Raw genomic sequence first — 20481 nt, forward strand, 5'->3', positions numbered from 1 at the left:
TTTCAAGTCGATTGCTCCAAATGTCCCTGAGAGAACGCCCCTTGGGAATGGGGGTGCCGTGTGTGAGACACGTGAAGCGACTCGACGGTTGCGTGCGGCAGGGGGCGCAGAGGCGCGCGTCCCGCATGATGGACGCCCCCGTGCTTGCGTACGTGTTGTATCTATGATGTGCGCATGCCCTCGACCGTCACTGAAAAGGCCCCTGCCGAGAAGCGCCCACCAGCCGCCGAACGCGTCTACGACCACGTAAAGCGAGGCGTCCTCGAGCGCAGCTACGAAGGCGGGACGCTGCTCACCGAGGGCGAGCTCGCCGAGGCCGTCGGGGTCTCCCGCACGCCCGTGCGGGAGGCGCTGCTCAAGCTGGAGGTCGAGGGGCTGCTCAAGCTCTACCCGAAGAAGGGCGCCCTGGTCCTGCCGGTCTCCGCGCAGGAGATCGAGGACGTCGTGGAGACCCGGCTGCTCGTCGAGGAGCACGCGGTGCGCAAGGCGGCCGTGCCCGCGCGGCCGCAGCTCATCGCGCGCCTCACGGAACTCCTGGAGGAACAGCGGGCGCAGGCCGCCGCCGGACAGTTCACCGAGGCCGCCGCCACCGACCGCTGCTTCCATGCGGAGATCGTCCGCAGTGGGGGCAACGAGATCCTGTCCCGCATCTACGACCAGTTGCGCGACCGGCAGCTGAGGATGGGCGTCGCCGTGATGCGCTCGCACCCGGACCGCATCGCGAAGACGCTCTCCGAGCACAGCGAGATCCTCGACGCCCTGCGCGCCGCGGACGAGGACGCGGCCGTCGCCGTCGTGCGCCGGCACGTCAGCTGGGTGCGAGGCCTGGCGCGGGGTGACGAGCGATGAGTTCAGCCTCCTCCTCTTCCCCCTCCTCCATGTCCCTGCCCGGCGATCCGCCCGGCGGGCGGCGGGCCGTCGCCGTCTGGGCGATCGGCGTCGCCGTCTACTTCGTCGCCGTCATCTTCCGCACGTCGTTGGGCGTGGCCGGCCTGGACGCCGTCGAACGCTTCCACATCAACGCCTCCGCCCTCTCGACGTTCTCGATCCTCCAGCTGCTCGTCTACGCGGGCATGCAGATACCCGTGGGCCTGATGGTCGACCGGCTCGGCACCAAGAAGGTGCTGACGCTGGGCGTGGTCCTGTTCACGGTCGGACAGCTGGGCTTCGCGTTCTCCTCGTCGTACTCGATGGCGCTCGTCTCGCGCGGGCTGCTCGGCTGCGGCGACGCCATGACCTTCATCAGCGTGCTGCGGCTCGGCACGCGGTGGTTCCCGGCGCGGCGCGGGCCACTGGTGGCGCAGCTCGCCGGTCTGGTCGGCATGGCGGGCAATCTCGTCTCCACGCTGGTGCTGGCCCGGCTGCTGCACGGCATCGGGTGGGAGGCCGCGTTCGCGGGCAGCGCGCTCGCGGGTGTCCTGGTGCTCGTGCTGATGCTGCTGTTCCTCAAGGACCACCCCGAGGGCTTCGAGCCCGCTCCTTTCCCCGTCACGCACAAGGGCGCGGCGTATGTGCGCGGGCAGATCGCGGCGACGTGGCGGGAGCCGGGGACGCGGCTCGGGCTCTGGGTGCACTTCTCGACGCAGTTCCCCGCGATGGTGTTCCTGCTGCTGTGGGGGCTGCCGTTCCTGGTGGAGGCGCAGGGGCTCTCGCGGGGGACGGCCGGTGAGCTGCTGACGCTCGTGGTGCTGTCCAACATGGCCGTCGGGCTCGTGTACGGGCAGATCGTGGCGCGGCACCACGCGGCGCGGTTGCCGCTCGCGCTCGGGACCGTGGCGACGACCGCGGTGCTGTGGGCGATGCCCGTGGTGTGGCCGGGGCAGGCGCCCATGTGGCTGCTCGTGGTGATGTGCGTGGTGCTGGGCGCGTGCGGGCCCGCCTCGATGATCGGGTTCGACTTCGCGCGGCCGGCGAATCCGCCGGAGCGGCAGGGGACGGCGTCCGGGATCGTCAACATGGGCGGTTTCATCGCCTCGATGACGACGCTGCTCGCGGTGGGGGTGCTGCTGGATGCGACCGGCGACAACTACCGGGTGGCGTTCTCCGCGGTGTTCGTCCTCGAGGCGATCGGCGTGAGCCAGATCCTTCGGCTGCGGGGGCGGGCGGCCCGCGCCGAGCGCGAGCGCCTGGTGGCTTCCCGGGTGGCCTCGGTCCACGTCCCGGTGTGACCCGGCGGGGGCCGGTGCCGGTAGATCAAGCCCCGCCGGCGATTGAGGCGCGGGGTCCGGGGCGGAGCCCCGCGGCGTGGGGACGGTGGGCCGCCCCGTGCGTCAGGGCGTCACCGTCAGGGACGAGAGGATCGCCGCCGCGAGGTCCGCGTCGCCCTCCGTCTTCACCCGGTCCGACACAGCGTCCAGCGTCACGCGGCCGCAGGACAGACGGACGTACGTCTCCCAGTCCAGCGCGATCGTCACCGCCGGCCCCAGCGACGGCGAACTGTCGATCGTGCCCTTGCCGTCCGCGTCCACCCGTACCGTGCGCAGGAACTCCACGGGCCCGTGCACATCGAAGACGACGGCCGAGTTCGCGGGCGCGCCCGCGTCCTTCGTGACGAGCTTCGGCAGGATCGACAGCAGCAGGTCACGGGTGACGTGCGCACCCGGGGAGTCGAGGTTGCCGGGCTTGCCGAGGGCCCAGCGCAGATCCTGCTCGTGCGCCCAGATGTCGAACGCCCGCCTGCGCATGGCGAATTCGAGGGTCTCCTCGATGCCGCGCGGGCCGCGCACGATGGTCGAGGGGTCGCGGGAGTCGTTCCGCAGGTGCCGGGAGCGGCGGATGATCGTGTACTCGAGCTCGGAGACCATTTCGGGTGCCGTGTGGTGCCGGCGTATGTCGACCTGGACCTCCTGGTACCGCTGCGACTCGGTCTGCACGTGGTAGAGGTCGCGGGGCAGCGTATGGATGGGGCGCGGGTCGCCGAGCATCTCGCAGTCGGTCCCGATCACGTGCGAGACGACGTCGCGCACCGACCAGCCCGGACACGGCGTGGCCCGGTTCCATTCCCCCTCTGCGAGCGGTGTGACCAGCTCGGATATCGCTTCCACGGAGTGGGTCCAGGCGTCGGCGTAGGTCTGAAGGCTGGGGTGGAGACTCACGGAAGGGGACCCCTCGAGCGGTTGTACACGGGCGTTTAGACGGTCGTCGGGCACGAACGTGGGTGTCTTGAGAGGCTAAGTTACGCTGCCCGTAGGCACCCCGGCAGTGCTTTGGTGTGACGAACGTAGGGCTGTTGTTGACGTAGAGCCGACGGCTCGAATGCCAGGACGGTGGTAGTGTGCGCGCCTCGCTCATCCAGATCGCGGTAAATGACGACAATACGGTCGAGTCGGTCAACGCCCGCCGGGAGCGCGTGAGTTCACTGGTACGGGCCGAGGCCGGCGTCGCCGATCTCGTCGTGCTCCCCGAGCTGTGGACGACCGGGGCCTTCGCCTACGAGCGGTTCTCCACGGAGGCGGAACCGCTGGAGGGGCCGACCTTCGAGGCGATGGCCAAGGCGGCGCGCGAAGCGAACGTGTGGCTGCACGCCGGGTCGATCCCGGAGCGCACGGCATCCGACAGCGGCTCCGCCGCGGGCGAGGGCCCGCTCTACAACACGTCGCTCGTCTTCTCCCCCGACGGTGAACTCGCCGCCGCCTACCGGAAGATCCACCGGTTCGGCTTCGACAAGGGCGAGGCCGTGCTGATGGGTGCGGGCGAGGAACTGGTGACGGTCCGGCTGCCGGAGACCGTCGCCGGCATCACGACCTGCTACGACCTGCGGTTCCCCGAGCTGTACCGGGGACTTGTCGACCGGGGTGCGCAGACGCTGATCGTGTCGGCGGGGTGGCCGGAGCGGAGGCGTTCGCACTGGACGTTGCTGGCGCAGGCGCGGGCCGTGGAGAACCAGGCGTTCGTGCTGGCGTGCGGGAGCGCCGGTACGCATGCGGGGATCGCGCAGGCCGGGCACAGCATCGCGGTCGATCCGTGGGGTGAGGTGCTCGCGGAGGCGGGGGACGGGGAAGAGGTGCTGCGGGTGGAGTTCGACCCGGCGAAGGTCGGGGTCACCCGCGAGAAGTTCCCGGCACTGAAGGACCGCCGGCTGGGGCTCGCGGCGCCGACTCGCCGGGCCTGAGCCCGGCCGTGGGTGTACGGCGGGCGGGGGATCAGTCCACCACCCCCCGTTCCTTCTCCGCCAGGTGGATCACGCAGACCGCCACCGCGATCAGGAGCGCCGGATCCGCGTCCTCGCGGACCACGTTGACGCCGTAGGTGTCCCGTACCCGCAGCCACCGCCGCGAGATCTCGGCCAGCAGCTCACCCTCGTACTCGACGGCGAACTCGCGGTCCAGGATCTTGCCGCTGACGTCGAGTTCGGTGTCGCCGTCGGCCAGCTGCACGCGGTAGTGGTTGCGCAGCAGCGAGAGCCGCTTGCGCTTGATGCGGGCCAGCTCCTCGTCACCGCGCTCGATGACCATCGTGTCGCGCAGCGCGAACACCTTCTTGTGGATGTCGATGAGGACCTGCCCGTCGGGACCCTTGAGCTCGAAGGTGTCCCGCAGCCGCATCGCCTTGCCGTCGACGAGGAACGCCTTGCGGCCCTGCTCGTCCTCGATCCAGTAGTCCTCGCCGATCCCGAAGATCCGCTCTCTCACTTCGTAGCGCATACGTCCATCAGTGCCCGAAAGTCGGAGGAGGACCCCCTTCGCGGCGCCCTTTCGGAGCCGGATGGGGGAACGGCGCAACGCACGGGACTCGAAAAGGTGCACGTAGAACGCGAGTTCAGTGGGTCCTGCAACCATTCGAGGAATTATTGGGTCGTATGAGGTGGACGTGACCTTACGACCAAAGGAACCGCAATGTTGCGCGCACGACCCCACAGTGTCCGCAGGAACCGGATCGGCCTGCTGTCCGCGGCCCTCGTCGCGGGCGGCCTGACCGCCGTGTCACTGACCCCGGCCCAGGCGGCCACGGGGGCGATCTCCACCGGAACCACCACCGCCGCCAAGGCGGCCGCAGGAAAGGCCGACCCCGCCGAGGACTTCAACGGCGACGGGTACGCCGACCTCGTCACCGCCGCGCCCGGAGGCACCATCTCCGGCCAGGCGCAGGCCGGCTACGTCGCGGTGACGTACGGCTCGGCGACCGGGCTCAAGCCGGCCAACAAGAAGCTGATCTCCCGCTCCACCAGCGGGGTACCCGGCTCGGCCGCGGCCAAGGAGGCGTTCGGCGAGTACCTCACCAAGGGCGACCTGGACGGCGACGGCTACAGCGACCTCGTGATCGGCTCCAAGAGCAAGGACGCTGGCAGCGTCATCCTCTGGGGCTCGCCCTCCGGCCTGACCGGCGGCACGAAGATCGCCACGTACGGAAGGTCGCCGCAGATCGGCGACTTCGACGGCGACGGCAAGCCCGACCTGGCCCTCCTCGCCGACATGGGCTCTTACGGCGACGACCCCGAGCACCAGGGCGCCGCCCTGTGGAAGGGCCCGATCTCCCGCGAGGGCGCCCCCGCCCAGAAGCTCAACTTCATGGACAAGTCCGAGTGGTGGGGCTACGGCGCGGACGACGCGACCTGCGTCGACGACGAGTACGGCTGCGTGGACGGCCCGGACTCGACGACCGGCCCGGTCTTCTTCAAGGCCGTCGGCGACCTCAACGGCGACGGCCGCGACGACCTCGCGCTGCGCTCGTACAACGGCGACGGCATGTGGAACAACACCGTGCTGTACGGCAGTGCTTCGGGCTTCAAGCGCGGCTGGGCGCCGGAGACCCAGGGGGAACTGGCCTCCGGTGACGTGAACGGCGACGGCATCGACGACCTGGTCGTCGGCTCCGACTCCGACAACGAGAAGGTCACCGTCGCGTTCGGCTCGAAGGACGGCCTCGACGGCGACGCCACGCAGTCCTTCGACCAGAGCCTGCCCGGCTTCTACGGCGCCCAGGAGGCCGGCGACAAGCTCGGCTCCTGCGTCTCCGTGGCCGACGTGGACGGCGACGGCAAGGCCGAGGTCGCCCTCGGCATCGCGGGCGAGGACTTCAGCGGCCTGACCAACGCCGGCTCCTTCGCGCTGCTGCACGGCTCCGCGGACGGCGTGACCGGCGAGGGCTCCCAGGTGTTCAACCAGAACACGGCGGACGTGCCGGGCGTCGCCGAGTCGGGCGACGCGTTCGGTTCGGGCTGCCAGCTGCTCGACACCAACGGCGACGGCCACCGCGACCTCGCGGTCTCCGCGACCGGGGAGAACGCGTCGGCCGGCGCCGTCTGGTCGTTCCCCGGCACCGCCACCGGCATCACGGCGTCCGGCTCGACCGCCTTCAACCCGAAGGACCTCGGCGCCCCGGACACCAAGGCCCTCTTCGGCAACCCCCTGCGGTAACCCACCCACCGCGCCAACAGCCAGGGCCGCACCCCGTCACGGGGTGCGGCCCTGTCGCTTCGGAACCCGCAACGCCGCACGGCCCCCCGGCTTCAGCCTCCGAACCGCTTCCGGTACGCCGACGGGCTCAGCCCCGTCGCCCGCTTCAGGTGCGCCCGGAGATTCGCGGCGCTGCCGAGACCGCTCCGCGCCGCCACGACGTCGATCCGCTCCTCGCCGCGCTCGATGATCCGGCAGGCCAGGGCGATCCGCTCGCCGAGCAGCCAGGCCAGCGGTGTCGTACCGAGTTCGGCGCGGAACCGGCGGTGCAGGGTGGCCGGGCTGACGGCCGCGCGGGTGGCGAGCGCGGCGACGGTGAGGGGTTCGCCGAGCCGCTCCAGCGCCCAGTCGAGCACGGGCGCGAGCGAGGTGTCCCGCACCTCGGGCACCGGCCGCTCGATGAACTGCCGCTGCCCGCCGTCCCGATGCGCCGCGAAGACGAGCCGCCGGGACACGGAGGCGGCGATCTCGGCGCCGTGGTCGCGCCGCACGAGATACAGCCCCAGGTCGAGCGCGGCCGCGCTGCCCGCCGCGGTCAGCACGTCGCCCTCGTCGACGAACAGCACGTCCGGTTCGAGCCGCACCTTCGGGTGCAGCGCCCGGAACTGCTTGGCCCACCGCCAGTGCGTCGTGGCCCGCCGTCCGTCGAGCAGTCCTGCCTCGGCGAGCGCGAACGTCCCGGTGCAGAAACTGGCGATCCGCGCACCACGCGCATGAGCCCGCCGGACGGCTTCGAGCACGGCCTCGGTGCGCGGCACGACATTGTCGGGACGCCCCGGAACGATGAGGGTGTCGGCGCGGTCCACGGCCTCCAGACCGGCCGCCCCCGCCAGCGTGAAGAAGCCGTGGTTCATGCGGATGCCGGGATGCGGGGTGCACAACGTCAGCGTGTACAGGGGCGCCCTGTCGCCGAGTTCCGGCCGCGGCAGCCCGAACACCTCGGTGGCGACGCCGACTTCGAAGGGGTTGACGCCCTCGTCGACGAGGACGACGACGTGCTCGACACGGTGCGAGGATCCTTGCGGCATACGCGATTTCTAGCACTCGTCCGCAGCCAGGGGCGGCCCGGAGGATGAACGTCATGGAACCCGTCTCGCTCCCCGCCGCCCTGAAGACCTTCGACGCCCTGTGGAGCCCCCGCATCGTCACGTCGGTCAACGACTACGACATTCGCCTCGCCAAGGCCGAGGGCGAGCACGTCTGGCACGTGCACGAGGACACCGACGAGTTCTTCCTGGTCGTCGAGGGCGAGCTCACGATCGCCCTGCGCGAGCCCGCCGGGGAACGCGACGTCGTCCTCCCCCGCGGCTCCGTCTTCACCGTCCCCCGCGGCACCTGGCACAAGCCGCACGCGGCCCCCGGCACCGCCATCCTCCTCCTGGAACCCACCGGCACCCCCACGACCGGCGACGCCCACGACCCCGTACCGGCCCACGTCGACTCGACGACGGGACACACGTGGCACGCTTGAAGCATGAACGACTCCGCGCCCGCCCCCAAGCCCCGCCGAGCCCGTGTCCGTGCCCCCGAGCTGGTCGGAAAGGGCGGCTGGCTGAACACGGGAGGCAGTGAGTACACCCTCGCCGACCTGCGCGGACGCGTCGTGATCTTGGATTTCTGGACCTTTTGCTGCATCAACTGCCTGCACGTCCTCGACGAGCTGCGGGAGCTGGAGGAGAAGCACCGGGACAGCGTCGTGATCATCGGGGTGCACTCGCCGAAGTTCGTGCACGAGGCCGAGCACGCGGCGGTCGTCGATGCCGTCGAGCGGTACGGGGTGGAGCACCCGGTGCTCGACGATCCGGAGCTCGCCACGTGGAAGCAGTACGCGGTCCGCGCCTGGCCCACGCTCGTCGTGATCGACCCCGAGGGGTACGTCGTCGCGCAGCACGCCGGTGAGGGGCATGCGCACGCGATCGAGAAGCTGGTCGGGGAGCTGGAGGAGGAGCACGCGGCGAAGGGGACGCTGCGGCGCGGCGACGGCCCGTACGTGGCGCCCGAGCCGGTGGCGACGGACCTGCGTTTCCCCGGCAAGGCGCTGCTGCTGCCGTCGGGGAACTTCCTGGTCAGCGACACGACGCGGCATCAGCTGGTGGAGCTGGAGGCCGACGGGGAGGCCGTCGTGCGGCGGATCGGGAGTGGGGAGCGGGGGTTCGGGCCGGACTCCTTCAATGAGCCGCAGGGGCTTGCTCTTCTTGACGAGGGCACCGTTGTCGTCGCCGACACCGTGAATCACGCGCTGCGCGCCGTGGATCTGCCGACCGGCGCGATCACCACCGTCGCCGGCACCGGGAAGCAGTGGTGGCAGGGGTCTGCGACCAGCGGTCCGGCCCTCGACGTCGATCTCTCCTCCCCCTGGGACGTCGCCGTCTTCGGCGGCAAGGTGTGGATCGCCATGGCCGGTGTGCACCAGCTGTGGACGTACGACCCCGGGGCGGGGACGGTCGCCGTCGCGGCCGGTACGACGAACGAGGGGCTGGTGGACGGGCCGGGCGCCGAGGCCTGGTTCGCGCAGCCGTCGGGGCTCGCGGCCACCGGGGAGCGGCTGTGGGTCGCCGACTCCGAGACCAGCGCGCTGCGGTACGTGGACGGGGACGGCGCCGTGCACACCGCCGTCGGCACCGGCCTCTTCGACTTCGGGCACCGCGACGGGGACGCCGGACAGGCGCTGCTCCAGCACCCGTTGGGCGTCACCGCGCTGCCCGACGGCTCGGTCGCGGTCTCGGACACGTACAACCACGCCCTGCGGCGCTACGACCCGGCGACGGGCCGGGTCAGCACGTTGGCCACCGATCTGCGGGAGCCGAGCGACGCGCTCGTCGTCGACGGGGACGTGGTCGTCGTCGAGTCCGCGCGGCACCGGCTGACCCGGCTGCGGCTTCCCGAGGAGGCCGTGCGCGTCGAGTCCGTCGCCCACCGCACGCAGCGCGCCGCGACCGAAGTGGCGGGCGGGCAGCTCGAGTTGGACGTGGTCTTCCAGGCCCCGGCCGGGCAGAAGCTCGACACCCGGTACGGCCCGTCGACCCGGCTGCTCGTCTCGTCGACGCCTCCCGAACTGTTGGTGGCAGGGGACGGCGCGGGCGCCGATCTCGCCCGCGCACTGACCCTGAACCCCGACGTCACCGAAGGCGTGCTGCACGTCTCGGCGATGGCCGCCTCGTGCGACGACGACCCGGAGAACGAGTACCCGGCCTGCCATGTTCACCAGCAGGACTGGGGCGTTCCGGTGCGCGTCGCCGAGGGCGGGGTCGAGCGGCTTCCGCTGGTGCTCGCGGGGATGGACGACCGTGACGCGTAGGACCTAGATGTGACGGTCCCGCTCTTCCTCGATCACGGTGGTGCGGCCTGACCGTGGGGCCAGGCCTCGACGCTTGCCGATGCTGCGGAACACGAAGACCCCGATCAGGCCGACGATCATCAGAATCCAGCCGACCAGGTCGAGGTTGACGCTCTCCATGTGCCAGTCGGTCGCGAATGCGAGGATCGCGCCGACGGCGATCAGGATGATGCAACCCCCAAGGCTCATCAGGTCCGCCTCCTGCGGTGTGTACGGATGTGCGTGCGGGGGCCGGGTACCCCCGAACCCCTCGGCATCACACCGCAGTTGGCGTGGAAGGACGCGCTCAGCCCTCCAGGAACGCGGTCAGCGCGTTCGCCAGCAGATACGGGTCGTCGGCGCCGCACAGTTCGCGCACGCTGTGCATGGAGAGGATCGCCGCGCCGATGTCGACGGTCTTGATGCCGTGCCGGGCCGCGGTGATCGGGCCGATCGTCGTGCCGCACGGCATCGCGTTGTTCGACACGAACGACTGGAACGGGACGCCCGCCTTTTCGCACGCCGCGGCGAAGACCGAGCGGCCCGCGCCGTCCGTCGCGTAGCGGTTGTTGACGTTCACCTTGAGGATCGGGCCGCCGCCTGCGCGCGGGTGGTGCGTGGGGTCGTGGCGCTCCCCGTAGTTCGGGTGCACGGCGTGGCCGGTGTCGGAGGAGAGGCAGATCGTGCCCGCGAAGGCGCGCGCCCGGTCCTCGTACGAGCCGCCGCGCGCGAACACCGAACGCTCCAGGACGGTGCCGAGCAGCGGGCCGTCGGCGCCGGTGTCGGACTGCGAGCCGTTCTCCTCGTGGTCGAACGCGGCGAACACGGGGATGTACGGGAGGTCGTCCCGCTTGCCGGCCTCGACGAGCGCGGCGGTGCAGGCGTGCACGGACAGCAGGTTGTCCATGCGGGGACCGGCGACGAGCTCCTTGTCGCGGCCCAGGTAGGCCGGTGCCTCGATCGCGTACGTCATGAGGTCCCAGCCGGTGATGTCGCCGCGGCCCAGGCCGTTCTCGTCCTCCAGGAACGCCATCAGGTCGCCCTCGTGGACGTCGCCGCCGAGGCCCCAGATGGGCTGCATGTGGCGCTGCTTGTCGAGCTTCAGGCCGTCCGTCGACACCGAGCGGTCCAGGTGCACGGCGAGCTGCGGGACGCGCAGCAGGGCCCGGTCGACGTTGACCAGGCGGTCGCTGCCGTCGCGCAGTGAGACGCGTCCGGCGAGGCCGAGGTCGCGGTCGAGCCACGAGTTGAGCAGCGGTCCGCCGTAGATCTCCACGGCGACCTGGCGCCAGCCGTTGCTCGCCATGTCGGGCTGCGGCTTCACGCGCAGGTTCGGGGAGTCGGTGTGCGCGCCGACGATCCGGAACGGGGTGTGGGCGCCGGCCCCCTGCGGCACGTACCAGGCGATCACCGCGCCGCCGCGCGTCACGAACTTGCCTCCGCTGGTCCCGTCCCAGGCGTCGGTCTCCGAGACCTGTGTGAAACCAGCCTTCTCCAGGCGCGCGGCCACGTTGGCCACGGCGTGGTACGGCGTGGGGCTCGCCGCGAGGAAGGATATCAGGTCGTCGGTGTGCCCGCGATCGAAGGGGCGGGAGGAGGTGTTCATGGGGCCAAGCCTAGCCAGTCCCGCCGGGGGTTTCGCGGGTCCCGTGGCCTGCCTTCGACGGCCCCCGCCACCCGCGCCACGCAGGCGAATGCGGAAGGCCCGCCGTCCCCGTACGGGGACGACGGGCCCAGCCACGACAGGTTCAGCGGAGCGTCAGAACGCCGCCTCGTCGAGGTCCATGATGTCGACGCCCGACTCGCTCGTCGTCTGGGCGAGCTTGCGGGCGCCCGTGACGCCCGGCAGGACGTTCGCCGCGAAGAACTTCGCCGCGGCGATCTTGCCCTGGTAGAACGCGACGTCCTTGCCGGCGGCGCCGCCGGCCAGCTTCTCCGCCGCGACGGCCGCGCCCTTGAGGAGCAGGTAGCCGACGACCACGTCGCCGGAGGCCATCAGGAGGCGGGTCGTGTTCAGGCCCACCTTGTAGATGGACTTCACGTCCTGCTCGGTGGCGACCAGGTCGTTGATCATCAGGCCGACGATCGACTCCAGCTCGGTCGCCGACTTGCCGAGCGCCTCGCGGGCCCCGGCCAGCTCCTCGCCGCCGGTCTCCACGGCGAGGAACTTCTTGATCTCCTCGGAGAGCGCGTTCAGCGCGGCGCCCTGGTTGCGGACGATCTTCCGGAAGAAGAAGTCCTGGCCCTGGATCGCGGTCGTGCCCTCGTAGAGGGTGTCGATCTTCGAGTCACGGATGTACTGCTCGATCGGGTACTCCTGCAGGAAGCCGGAGCCGCCGAACGTCTGCAGCGACTGGGCCAGCTGCTCGTAGCCCTTCTCGGAGCCGTAGCCCTTGACGATCGGGAGGAGCAGGTCGTTGAGGGCGTGCTCGGCGGAGGCGTCCTCGCCGGCGGCCTCCTTGACCTGGATCGCGTCCTGCACGGAGGCCGTGTAGAGCACGAGGGTGCGCATGCCCTCCGCGTACGCCTTCTGCGTCATGAGCGAGCGGCGGACGTCGGGGTGGTGCGTGATGGTGACCTTCGGCGCGGTCTTGTCCGTGCTGCGGGCCAGGTCGGAGCCCTGGACGCGCTCCTTGGCGTACTCGAGGGCGTTGAGGTAGCCCGTCGACAGCGTGGAGATCGCCTTCGTGCCGACCATCATGCGGGCGAACTCGATGATGCGGAACATCTGGCGGATGCCGTCGTGCTTGTCGCCGATCAGCCAGCCCTTGGCGGGGTGCTGGTCGCCGAACGTCATCTCGCAGGTGTTGGAGGCCTTGAGGCCCATCTTGTGCTCGACGTTGGTGGCGTACACGCCGTTGCGCTCGCCCAGCTCGCCGGTCTCCCAGTCGAACTCGAACTTCGGGACGAGGAAGAGGGAGAGGCCCTTGGTGCCGGGGCCGTGGCCCTCGGGGCGGGCGAGGACGTAGTGGAGGATGTTCTCCGACATGTCGTGCTCACCGGACGTGATGAAGCGCTTCACGCCCTCGATGTGCCAGGAGCCGTCCGCCTGCTCGACGGCCTTGGTGCGGCCGGCGCCGACGTCCGAACCGGCGTCCGGCTCGGTCAGGACCATCGTCGAGCCCCACTGCTTGTCGACGGCGATCTCGGCGGCCTTCTTCTGCTGCTCGTTGCCCTCTTCGAAGAGGATGCCGGCGAACGCCGGGCCCGAGGAGTACATCCAGACCGCCGGGTTGGCGCCCAGGATCAGCTCGGCGTGGGCCCAGATGAGCGAGCGCGGGGCCGTGGTGCCGCCGATCTCCTCCGGCAGGCCCAGACGCCAGTACTCGGAGTCCATGAACGCCTTGTAGGACTTCTTGAACGTCTCGGGGACCGGCGCCGTGTTGGTCTCCGGGTCGAAGACCGGCGGGTTGCGGTCGGCGTCCGCGAAGGACTCGGCAAGGTCGTTCTCGGAGAGGCGGGTGACCTCTTCGAGGATGCTCTTGGCGGTGTCGACGTCCATCTCCGCGAACGGTCCGGTGCCGTACAGCTTGTCGCGGTCGAGTACCTCGAAGAGGTTGAACTCGATGTCGCGGAGATTCGACTTGTAATGCCCCATGGCGACGGCTCCGTAAAGATCGGGGAGGCGGGTCGTCCGGGGTCGCCCGGACCGTCCTCGTACGCATACCAACTAGTAACACCAGGATGCTACCCGTCGGTAATAAGAATCAACCCCCAGTGGTCCATCTGTGACGAACAAGGCGCCTGCCCGCTCCCGTCCCGTCACCCCCTGGCGCGTCGGTAGTCTTTCCTTCATGTACGGATACGAGGGGACCGCCGGGGGATCAGCTGCCGGGCAGCAGTACGCGCCGCCGCAGGGCGGGTACGGGCAGCAGGCGCCGCCGCTGTACCCGGAGCCTTCGCCGCCCTCGCTCGCCGACGCGGTCCGGGCGTTCACCACGGGGTCGATGTCCGCCGAGGACTTCCAGCAGATCTTCGCCTCGTCGAAGGTCTACTGCCCGCGCGGCGACAACCCCGGCTTCCTCGCGCTGCACAACACGCAGCAGCCGGTGATCCCGATGTTCAGCACGCTCAAGGAGCTGCGCAGGTACGCGGGCAAGGAGTCCAAGTACTTCGTCATCACCGGCGCCGAGGTGATCGACCTGCTGCCCACCGGGTACGGCTTCGTCCTCGACATGGAGGGCGAGCACCGGATGGTCTTCGACGCGAAGGCGGTCGAGGAGATGGTCGACTTCGCGATGCGCCGCATGTATGGCTAGCCGCCATTGCCGCGCGGGTGGCTGACAGCCCCGCCCCCCTCCGTCGTAAAGGGCCCGGACGCTGAGGCGTCCGGGCCCTTCGCGCGTCCCGGGGCGGCCCCGCGGGACCTGCGGGAATACCGTGCGACTTGCCAGATGTTCACCGTTCAACTAAATTAATGGCAGACCCCGAGGAGGCCGCCATGCCCGCTGTGACCGTCGAAAACCCGCTGACCCTGCCCCGGGTGGCCGCGCCGGCCGACGCCGTGGCGCGCCCCGTGCTCGCCGTGACGACCGCGCCCACCGGCTTCGAAGGGGAGGGTTTCCCGGTGCGCCGCGCGTTCGCCGGCGTCAACTACAAGTACCTCGACCCGTTCATCATGATGGACCAGATGGGTGAGGTGGAGTACGAGGCCGGGGAGCCCAAGGGCACCCCGTGGCACCCGCACCGCGGCTTCGAGACCGTCACGTACATCATCGACGGCACCTTCATCCACCAGGACTCGCACGGCGGTGGCGGCACGATCACCAACGGCGACACCCAGTGGATGACGGCGGGCTCCGGTCTGCTGCACATCGAGACGCCGCCCGAGTCGCTCGTCATGAGCGGCGGCCTGTTCCACGGCCTCCAGCTGTGGGTCAACCTGCCGGCCAAGGACAAGATGAAGAACCCGCGGTACCAGGACATCCGCGGCGGCCAGGTCAAGCTGCTCACCACCGCCGACGGCGGCGCGCTGCTCCGCGTCATCGCCGGTGAGCTGGACGGCAACGAGGGCCCCGGCATCACGCACACCCCGATCACGATGGTGCACGCCACCGTCCGGCCGGGCGCCGAGGCGACGCTGCCCTGGCGCGAGGACTACAACGGCCTCGTGTACGTGCTCGCGGGCCGCGGCACCGTCGGCCCCGACCGGCGTCCCGTGCACACGGGGCAGACCGCCGTGTTCGGCGCGGGCTCGTCCCTGACCGTGCGCGCCGACGAGTCGCAGGACGCGAACACCCCCGACCTCGAAGTGGTCATCCTGGGCGGGCAGCCGATCCGTGAGCCCATGGCCCACTACGGCCCGTTCGTGATGAACACCAAGGCCGAGCTCCAGCAGGCCTTCGACGACTTCCAGGCCGGCCGCCTGGGCGTCATCCCCAGCAAGGAGCGCCTGCCGCACACGTGATGCGGTGTTCCACCAGCGGAAGTGACGCCCCGTCACCCGGCCGGACCCGGCCGGGTGACGGGGCGCTTGCGCGCGTGGTCAACTGTTCGGGTGCAGACCGGTAAGCCACTCCTGCCCGAGCCCGCCCGCCGCCTCGCGGCCTGGTGCGCCGTCGTCCTGCTCGTCGTGGGGGTCGCGGCCGTCGGCATCACGCTGGTCATCATCTTCCAGTCGGCCGTCACACCCGTGCTGCTCGCGCTGCTCGGCACCGCGCTGCTCGGCCCGGTCTTCGACTGGCTGACCAAGCTGAAGCTGCCCCGCGCCCTGGCCGCCGGGCTCACCTGCGTCGCGCTCGTCGCCGTGGTCGGCGGGGCCGGATACATCGTGGTCACCGCGCTGCTCGACACCGGCGACCAGATCGTCACCTCGCTGCGGCAGGCCGGGGACTGGCTCAGGGAGCACGTCGGCATCACCGGCGCCGACGACCTCGGCGACGTCGCCGACAACGCCAAGGAACAGCTCGGCAAGTGGGGCTCGAACCTGGCGGGCGGGGTGATCGCCGGGCTCTCCGCGCTCGGTTCACTGCTCGCCACCAGCGTCCTGGCGCTGCTGCTGACCTTCTTCTTCCTGAAGGACTCCGACCGGGCCAGGGGGCTCGCGCGTTCCATCGCCCCGCACCACGGCGAGATCGTCGAGGCCATGGGGCGGCGGGCCTTCGAGGCGATCTCCGGATTCATGCGCGGCACGACGTTCATCGCGCTCATCGACGCCATCTGCATCACCATCGGGCTGCTGATCCTGCAAGTGCCGGGGGCGGTCGGGCTTGGTGCGCTGGTCTTCGTGGGCGCGTACATCCCCTACCTCGGCGCGACCCTGTCCGGCGCCGTCGCCGTGCTGGTCGCGCTCGCCGACCGGGGGCTGATCATCGCCCTGTGGACGCTCGGGGTGATCCTCGCGGTGCAGCAGCTGGAGGGGCACATCCTCCAGCCGATGATCCAGTCGCGCACCGTCCAGATGCATCCCGCGATGGTGATGCTGGCGATCACGGCGGGTGCGGCGGTCGCGGGCGTCCTCGGGATGCTGCTCGCGGTGCCGCTGGTGGCCGCCGCGTTCGGCATCCTCGGGGAGCTGAGGAGGCGCTACGCCCCCGAGGAGCCGGCCGAGGACCCGGCCGAGGACCCGTCCGTTTCACGTGAAACCGGGGGCTGAGGGCCCTCCGGCTCCGGGAACGCCTCCAGAGCTGCTTCCAGGGCCGATTCCAGGATGGAACCGGGGCCCGGTTCGGGGTCAGGATCCGGGCCGGGCCCGGGGTCCGGTTCGACGCCCGGCTCCGGGTCCGCCGAGGGCTCGTAGAGCTCGAACCAGATGCTCTTGCCCTCGCCCCTCGGGTCCACGCCCCACCGGTCGGCCAGCAGCTCCATGAGCACAAGGCCCCGCCCCGACGACGCCAGTTCACCGGGGCGGCGCTTGTGCGGCAGGTCGTCGGAGGCGTCCGCGACCTCCACGCGCAGGCGGCGCGGTTCGGCGCCGTGCCGGGTGATCTCGGCGACCATGAGCGCGTCCCCGTCGGTGTGCACCAGGACGTTGGTGACCATCTCCGAGACGAGCAGCACCGCCGAGTCCCGCTGGTCGGTGTCGGCCCAGTCGTGCATCAGCTCCCGCAGCTGCTGGCGGGCGGCCGCGATCCGCTCGGGCTCGGCCTGGGCGATGGTCATCGCGGTGCGCCGCGCCACGGCGGGCAGCGCCGACAGCGCCGTGCGGCGCAGCAGCAACAGCGCGATGTCGTCCTCCCGCCGGTCCGCGAGCGGGCCCGTGGTGTGGTGCGAGGAGGGGCCGTGCACCGCCTGTACCAGGGCGTCGGCCAGCTCCTCCAGGCGCTCGGCGGGACCGGACTCCAGGGCGGTGCGCACCCGCGACCAGCCGGTGTCCAGATCGTGCCCGCCCGTCTCGATCAGGCCGTCCGTGCAGATCAGCAGCGTCTCGCCGGGTTCCAGGACGAGGCGGGTCGTCGGGTAGTCCGCGTCCGGGTCGATCCCGAGCGGCAGCCCGCCCGCGGTGGGGCGGACGAGGACGGTGCCGTCGGCCATCCGGATCGCGGGGTCCGGGTGCCCGGCGCGGGCGATCTCCAGGACGCCGGTGGCCGGGTCGGCCTCGACGTACAGGCAGGTCGCGAAGCGGGGGTCGGCGCCCGCGTCCTCGGTGTCGCCGATGCCGTGCAGGAAGCGGGAGGCGCGGGAGAGCACGGCGTCCGGCCGGTGCCCCTCGGAGGCGTACGCGCGCAGGGCGACGCGGAGCTGCCCCATCAGGCCCGCCGCGCGCACGTCGTGGCCCTGTACGTCGCCGATGACCAGCGCGATGCCACCGCCGGGCAGCGGGATCATGTCGTACCAGTCGCCGCCGACCTGGAGGCCGCCGCCGGTCGGCACATAGCGGGCGGCGATGCTCATGCCGGGGATCTCCGGGCCCAGCGAGGGCAGCATCGCCTTCTGCAGCCCGTCGGTGAGCTCCCGCTCCGACTCGGCGACCCCGGCCCGCGAGAGGGCCTGCGCCAGCATCCGCGCGACCGTGGTGAGGACCGAGCGCTCGTCGGGCGTGAACGACACCGGGTACATGAAGCCCGCCATCCACGCGCCGATCGTGCGGCCCGCCACGACCAGCGGCAGGAACGCCCACGACTTGCGCTCGAAGCGGGCGGCCAGCGGCCAGGCCGCCGGGTAGCGGGCGCGGTACTCCTCCGGCGAGGACAGATAGACCGCGCGCCCGGTGCGGACGACCTCGGCGCCCGGATAGTCCGTGGCCAGGTCCATGTCGGTGAACGGGGACTCGTCGCCGTCCTCCTGGCCGTGGTGCCCGATGACGGTGAGCCGGTCGCCCGCGACGCCGAACACCGCGAGCCCGTCCGGCGAGAACCCCGGCATGGAGAGCCCCGCGGCGACCCGCAGCACCTCCTCCGTGGACCCGGCCTCCGCGAGCGCCCGCCCCGCGTCCAGCAGGAACGCCTCGCGGGAGCGCCGCCAGTCACCGGTCACCGGGGTGCGCGACGCGGCCTCCGGCGGCGGCTCGGTGACCTCCTGGAGCGTGCCGATCAGCTCGTACGAGTCCGGGGAGTCGCCGTGCGGGATCGGCTTGGAGCGGCTGCGTACGGTGCGCAGCACATGGCCCCGACCGTCCATGACGCGCAGCCGGGCCTCGGCGAGGGTGCCCTCGGCGACGGCGAGCTGCACGATCCCGTCCATCTCGTTCCAGTCGACCGGGTGGAACCGCGAGCGGGCGGCCGACTCCGTCAGGCTGACAGGGCCGCCCCCGGTCGTGGGCAGGCCGATCATCCGGGCGGCCTCGGCGTCGAAGGTGACGAGCCCCGCCCGGTTGTCCCATCGCCACAGCCCGGTGGCCAGAGCGGCGAGGACGTCCTCCACCGGGGGGAGGGGCTCACCAGTGCGCATTGCCCCACTCTAGGAAGAGGTGATCGCTCCCGGCCACCAGAGGCGCCGACGGGACGCCCAAGGCGGCCGGCGTGGCCGGTACCCTTGGGGAGATCCCGGTTGTCTCCCGGGGAACCCCAAGCGCAAAGGCTGGATGAACGACGATGCATCGGTACAGGTCCCACACCTGCGGCGAGCTCCGCGCCTCTGACGTCGGCTCCGACGTCCGGCTGAGCGGCTGGCTGCACAATCGCCGAGACCTGGGCGGCATCCTCTTCATCGATCTGCGCGACCACTACGGCATCACGCAGCTCGTCGCCCGCCCCGGCACCGAGGCCGCCGAGGTCCTCGACAAGCTGACGAAGGAGACGGTCGTCCGCGTCGACGGCAAGGTCGTCTCCCGCGGCGCGGACAACGTCAACCCGGAGCTGCCCACCGGCGAGGTCGAGATCGAGGCCTCCACGGTCGAGGTGCTCGGCGCGGCGCAGCAGCTGCCGTTCCAGATCAACCAGGACGACGGGGTCGGCGAGGAGCGCCGCCTGGAGTACCGCTTCCTGGACCTGCGCCGCGAGCGCATGCACCGCAACATCATGCTGCGCAGCGAGGTCATCGCCTCGATCCGCTCGAAGATGGTCAACCTCGGCTTCAACGAGATGGCGACGCCGATCCTCGCCGCGACCTCCCCCGAGGGCGCGCGTGACTTCGTCGTCCCGTCCCGCCTGAACCCGGGCAAGTTCTACGCCCTCCCCCAGGCGCCGCAGCAGTTCAAGCAGCTGCTGATGATCTCGGGCTTCGACCGCTACTTCCAGATCGCGCCGTGCTTCCGCGACGAGGACGCGCGCGCGGACCGTTCGCCGGGCGAGTTCTACCAGCTCGACATCGAGATGAGCTTCGTCGAGCAGGAAGACGTCTTCCGCCCGATCGAGAAGCTCATGACGGAGATCTTCACGGAGTTCGGCGGTGGCCGCGAGGTCACCAGCCCGTTCCCGCGGATCCCGTTCCGCGAGTCGATGCTGAAGTACGGCAACGACAAGCCGGACCTGCGCGCCAAGCTGGAGCTCGTCGACATCACCGACGTGTTCGAGGGCTCGGAGTTCAAGGCGTTCGCCGGCAAGCACGTGCGCGCGCTGCCCGTCCCGGACACCGCCTCGCAGTCCCGCAAGTTCTTCGACGGCCTCGGTGACTACGCGGTCGAGCAGGGCGCGAAGGGCCTGGCCTGGATCCGCGTCGGCGAGGACGGCACGTTCGCGGGCCCGATCGCCAAGTTCCTCACCGAGGAGAACGTCAAGGTCCTCACCGAGCGCCTCGGCCTCACGGCCGGTCACGCCGTGTTCTTCGGCGCGGGCGAGTTCGACGAGGTCTCGAAGATCATGGGCGCGGTCCGCGTCGAGGCCGCCAAGCGCGCGGGCCACTTCGAGGAGGGCGTCTTCCGCTTCTGCTGGATCGTCGACTTCCCGATGTACGAGAAGGACGAGGAGACCGGCAAGATCGACTTCTCCCACAACCCGTTCTCCATGCCGCAGGGCGGCATGCAGGACCTGGAGGAGAAGGACCCGCTGGACATCCTGGCGTGGCAGTACGACATCGTCTGCAACGGCACGGAGCTGTCCTCCGGCGCGATCCGGAACCACGAGCCCGAGATCATGCTCAAGGCCTTCGAGATCGCGGGCTACGACCGCGACACCGTGGAGGCCGAGTTCGCGGGCATGCTCCGCGCGTTCCGCTTCGGCGCCCCGCCGCACGGCGGGATCGCCCCGGGCGTCGACCGCATCGTCATGCTCCTCGCCGACGAGCCGAACATCCGGGAGACCATCTCGTTCCCGCTGAACGGCAACGCGCAGGACCTGATGATGGGCGCGCCCACCGAGCTGGACGAGTCGCGCCTGCGCGAGCTCAACATCCAGCTGCGCAAGCCGGTCGAGAAGAAGTAACCGCTGTACGTGGAAGGGCCCGGAACCGTTC

Annotated in this window: 17 protein-coding genes; 10 read left to right on the forward strand and 7 right to left on the reverse strand. The window is 70.8% G+C overall.

Annotated elements, in window-relative coordinates:
- The first annotated feature begins 174 nt into the window (after positions 1 to 174).
- The gene (locus ACY34M_RS27215; RefSeq protein WP_462722356.1) at positions 175 to 849 is read left to right on the forward strand and encodes a GntR family transcriptional regulator; all 675 of its coding nucleotides are present in this window, start codon (positions 175 to 177) and stop codon (positions 847 to 849) included.
- Positions 846 to 2168, forward strand: coding sequence for an MFS transporter (locus ACY34M_RS27220; protein ID WP_462722357.1), 1323 nt, complete (start codon positions 846 to 848; stop codon positions 2166 to 2168). The genes ACY34M_RS27215 and ACY34M_RS27220 overlap by 4 nt, the downstream gene beginning before the upstream one ends.
- A gap of 102 nt (positions 2169 to 2270) precedes the next feature.
- Here the strand turns inward: ACY34M_RS27220 and ACY34M_RS27225 are convergent, their stop codons facing one another.
- Complete coding sequence (locus tag ACY34M_RS27225; RefSeq protein WP_462722358.1) at positions 2271 to 3095, reverse strand: maleylpyruvate isomerase family mycothiol-dependent enzyme; 825 nt, start codon at positions 3093 to 3095, stop codon at positions 2271 to 2273.
- A gap of 179 nt (positions 3096 to 3274) precedes the next feature.
- On the opposite strand from ACY34M_RS27225, the gene ACY34M_RS27230 reads away from it, so the two are divergent.
- Entirely contained in the window at positions 3275 to 4111 is an 837-nt protein-coding gene (locus ACY34M_RS27230; protein WP_462722359.1) for a carbon-nitrogen family hydrolase, read from the forward strand.
- 31 nt (positions 4112 to 4142) lie between these two features.
- Here the strand turns inward: ACY34M_RS27230 and ACY34M_RS27235 are convergent, their stop codons facing one another.
- A complete protein-coding gene (locus tag ACY34M_RS27235; protein WP_462722360.1) occupies positions 4143 to 4643 on the reverse strand; it encodes an LURP-one-related/scramblase family protein in 501 nt (166 codons plus the stop codon).
- Positions 4644 to 4835: 192 nt separating this feature from the next.
- Here ACY34M_RS27235 and ACY34M_RS27240 point away from each other — a divergent pair, with 192 nt between their 5' ends.
- Positions 4836 to 6356 (forward strand): FG-GAP-like repeat-containing protein, encoded by a 1521-nt coding sequence (locus ACY34M_RS27240; RefSeq protein WP_462722361.1) that lies wholly within the window; start codon positions 4836 to 4838, stop codon positions 6354 to 6356.
- A 92-nt stretch (positions 6357 to 6448) separates the two neighbouring features.
- Here the strand turns inward: ACY34M_RS27240 and ACY34M_RS27245 are convergent, their stop codons facing one another.
- Positions 6449 to 7423 carry a helix-turn-helix domain-containing protein gene (locus tag ACY34M_RS27245; protein WP_462722362.1) on the reverse strand — a complete coding sequence of 325 codons (975 nt, stop codon included), beginning with the start codon at positions 7421 to 7423 and terminating at the stop codon, positions 6449 to 6451.
- A 53-nt stretch (positions 7424 to 7476) separates the two neighbouring features.
- Between ACY34M_RS27245 and ACY34M_RS27250 the strand changes: the two genes are divergently transcribed.
- Together ACY34M_RS27250 and ACY34M_RS27255 are read left to right on the forward strand one after the other, a co-directional pair.
- Complete coding sequence (locus ACY34M_RS27250) at positions 7477 to 7866, forward strand: cupin domain-containing protein (protein ID WP_462722363.1); 390 nt, start codon at positions 7477 to 7479, stop codon at positions 7864 to 7866.
- A gap of 3 nt (positions 7867 to 7869) precedes the next feature.
- The gene (locus ACY34M_RS27255) at positions 7870 to 9693 is read left to right on the forward strand and encodes a thioredoxin-like domain-containing protein (protein ID WP_462722364.1); all 1824 of its coding nucleotides are present in this window, start codon (positions 7870 to 7872) and stop codon (positions 9691 to 9693) included.
- Positions 9694 to 9696: 3 nt separating this feature from the next.
- Here ACY34M_RS27255 and ACY34M_RS27260 read toward each other — a convergent pair whose 3' ends face one another.
- The 3 genes from ACY34M_RS27260 to ACY34M_RS27270 all read right to left on the reverse strand — a co-directional run bounded on the left by ACY34M_RS27260 (position 9697) and on the right by ACY34M_RS27270 (position 13309).
- The gene (locus ACY34M_RS27260; RefSeq protein WP_462722365.1) at positions 9697 to 9921 is read right to left on the reverse strand and encodes a DUF6458 family protein; all 225 of its coding nucleotides are present in this window, start codon (positions 9919 to 9921) and stop codon (positions 9697 to 9699) included.
- A gap of 97 nt (positions 9922 to 10018) precedes the next feature.
- On the reverse strand, positions 10019 to 11317 hold the full coding sequence (locus ACY34M_RS27265; protein WP_462722366.1) for a M18 family aminopeptidase: 1299 nt from the start codon (positions 11315 to 11317) through the stop codon (positions 10019 to 10021).
- 153 nt (positions 11318 to 11470) lie between these two features.
- Positions 11471 to 13309, reverse strand: a complete 1839-nt coding sequence (locus ACY34M_RS27270) for an acyl-CoA dehydrogenase (RefSeq protein WP_462722367.1) — start codon at positions 13307 to 13309, stop codon at positions 11471 to 11473.
- A gap of 196 nt (positions 13310 to 13505) precedes the next feature.
- Between ACY34M_RS27270 and ACY34M_RS27275 the strand changes: the two genes are divergently transcribed.
- The 3 genes from ACY34M_RS27275 to ACY34M_RS27285 all read left to right on the forward strand — a co-directional run bounded on the left by ACY34M_RS27275 (position 13506) and on the right by ACY34M_RS27285 (position 16306).
- Positions 13506 to 13970, forward strand: a complete 465-nt coding sequence (locus tag ACY34M_RS27275; RefSeq protein WP_462722368.1) for an SseB family protein — start codon at positions 13506 to 13508, stop codon at positions 13968 to 13970.
- A gap of 182 nt (positions 13971 to 14152) precedes the next feature.
- On the forward strand, positions 14153 to 15118 hold the full coding sequence (locus ACY34M_RS27280) for a pirin family protein (protein ID WP_462722369.1): 966 nt from the start codon (positions 14153 to 14155) through the stop codon (positions 15116 to 15118).
- Between the two features lie 90 nt (positions 15119 to 15208).
- Entirely contained in the window at positions 15209 to 16306 is a 1098-nt protein-coding gene (locus tag ACY34M_RS27285; RefSeq protein ID WP_462722370.1) for an AI-2E family transporter, read from the forward strand.
- Here ACY34M_RS27285 and ACY34M_RS27290 read toward each other — a convergent pair.
- Positions 16237 to 18540 (reverse strand): ATP-binding SpoIIE family protein phosphatase, encoded by a 2304-nt coding sequence (locus tag ACY34M_RS27290; protein ID WP_462722371.1) that lies wholly within the window; start codon positions 18538 to 18540, stop codon positions 16237 to 16239. The genes ACY34M_RS27285 and ACY34M_RS27290 overlap by 70 nt on opposite strands.
- Positions 18541 to 18683: 143 nt before the next feature.
- Between ACY34M_RS27290 and aspS the strand changes: the two genes are divergently transcribed.
- Positions 18684 to 20450, forward strand: a complete 1767-nt coding sequence (aspS, locus tag ACY34M_RS27295; RefSeq protein WP_462722372.1) for an aspartate--tRNA ligase — start codon at positions 18684 to 18686, stop codon at positions 20448 to 20450.
- Positions 20451 to 20481: the final 31 nt, after the last annotated feature.

It is taken from the genome of Streptomyces sp. EDA2-14 (assembly GCF_054963755.1).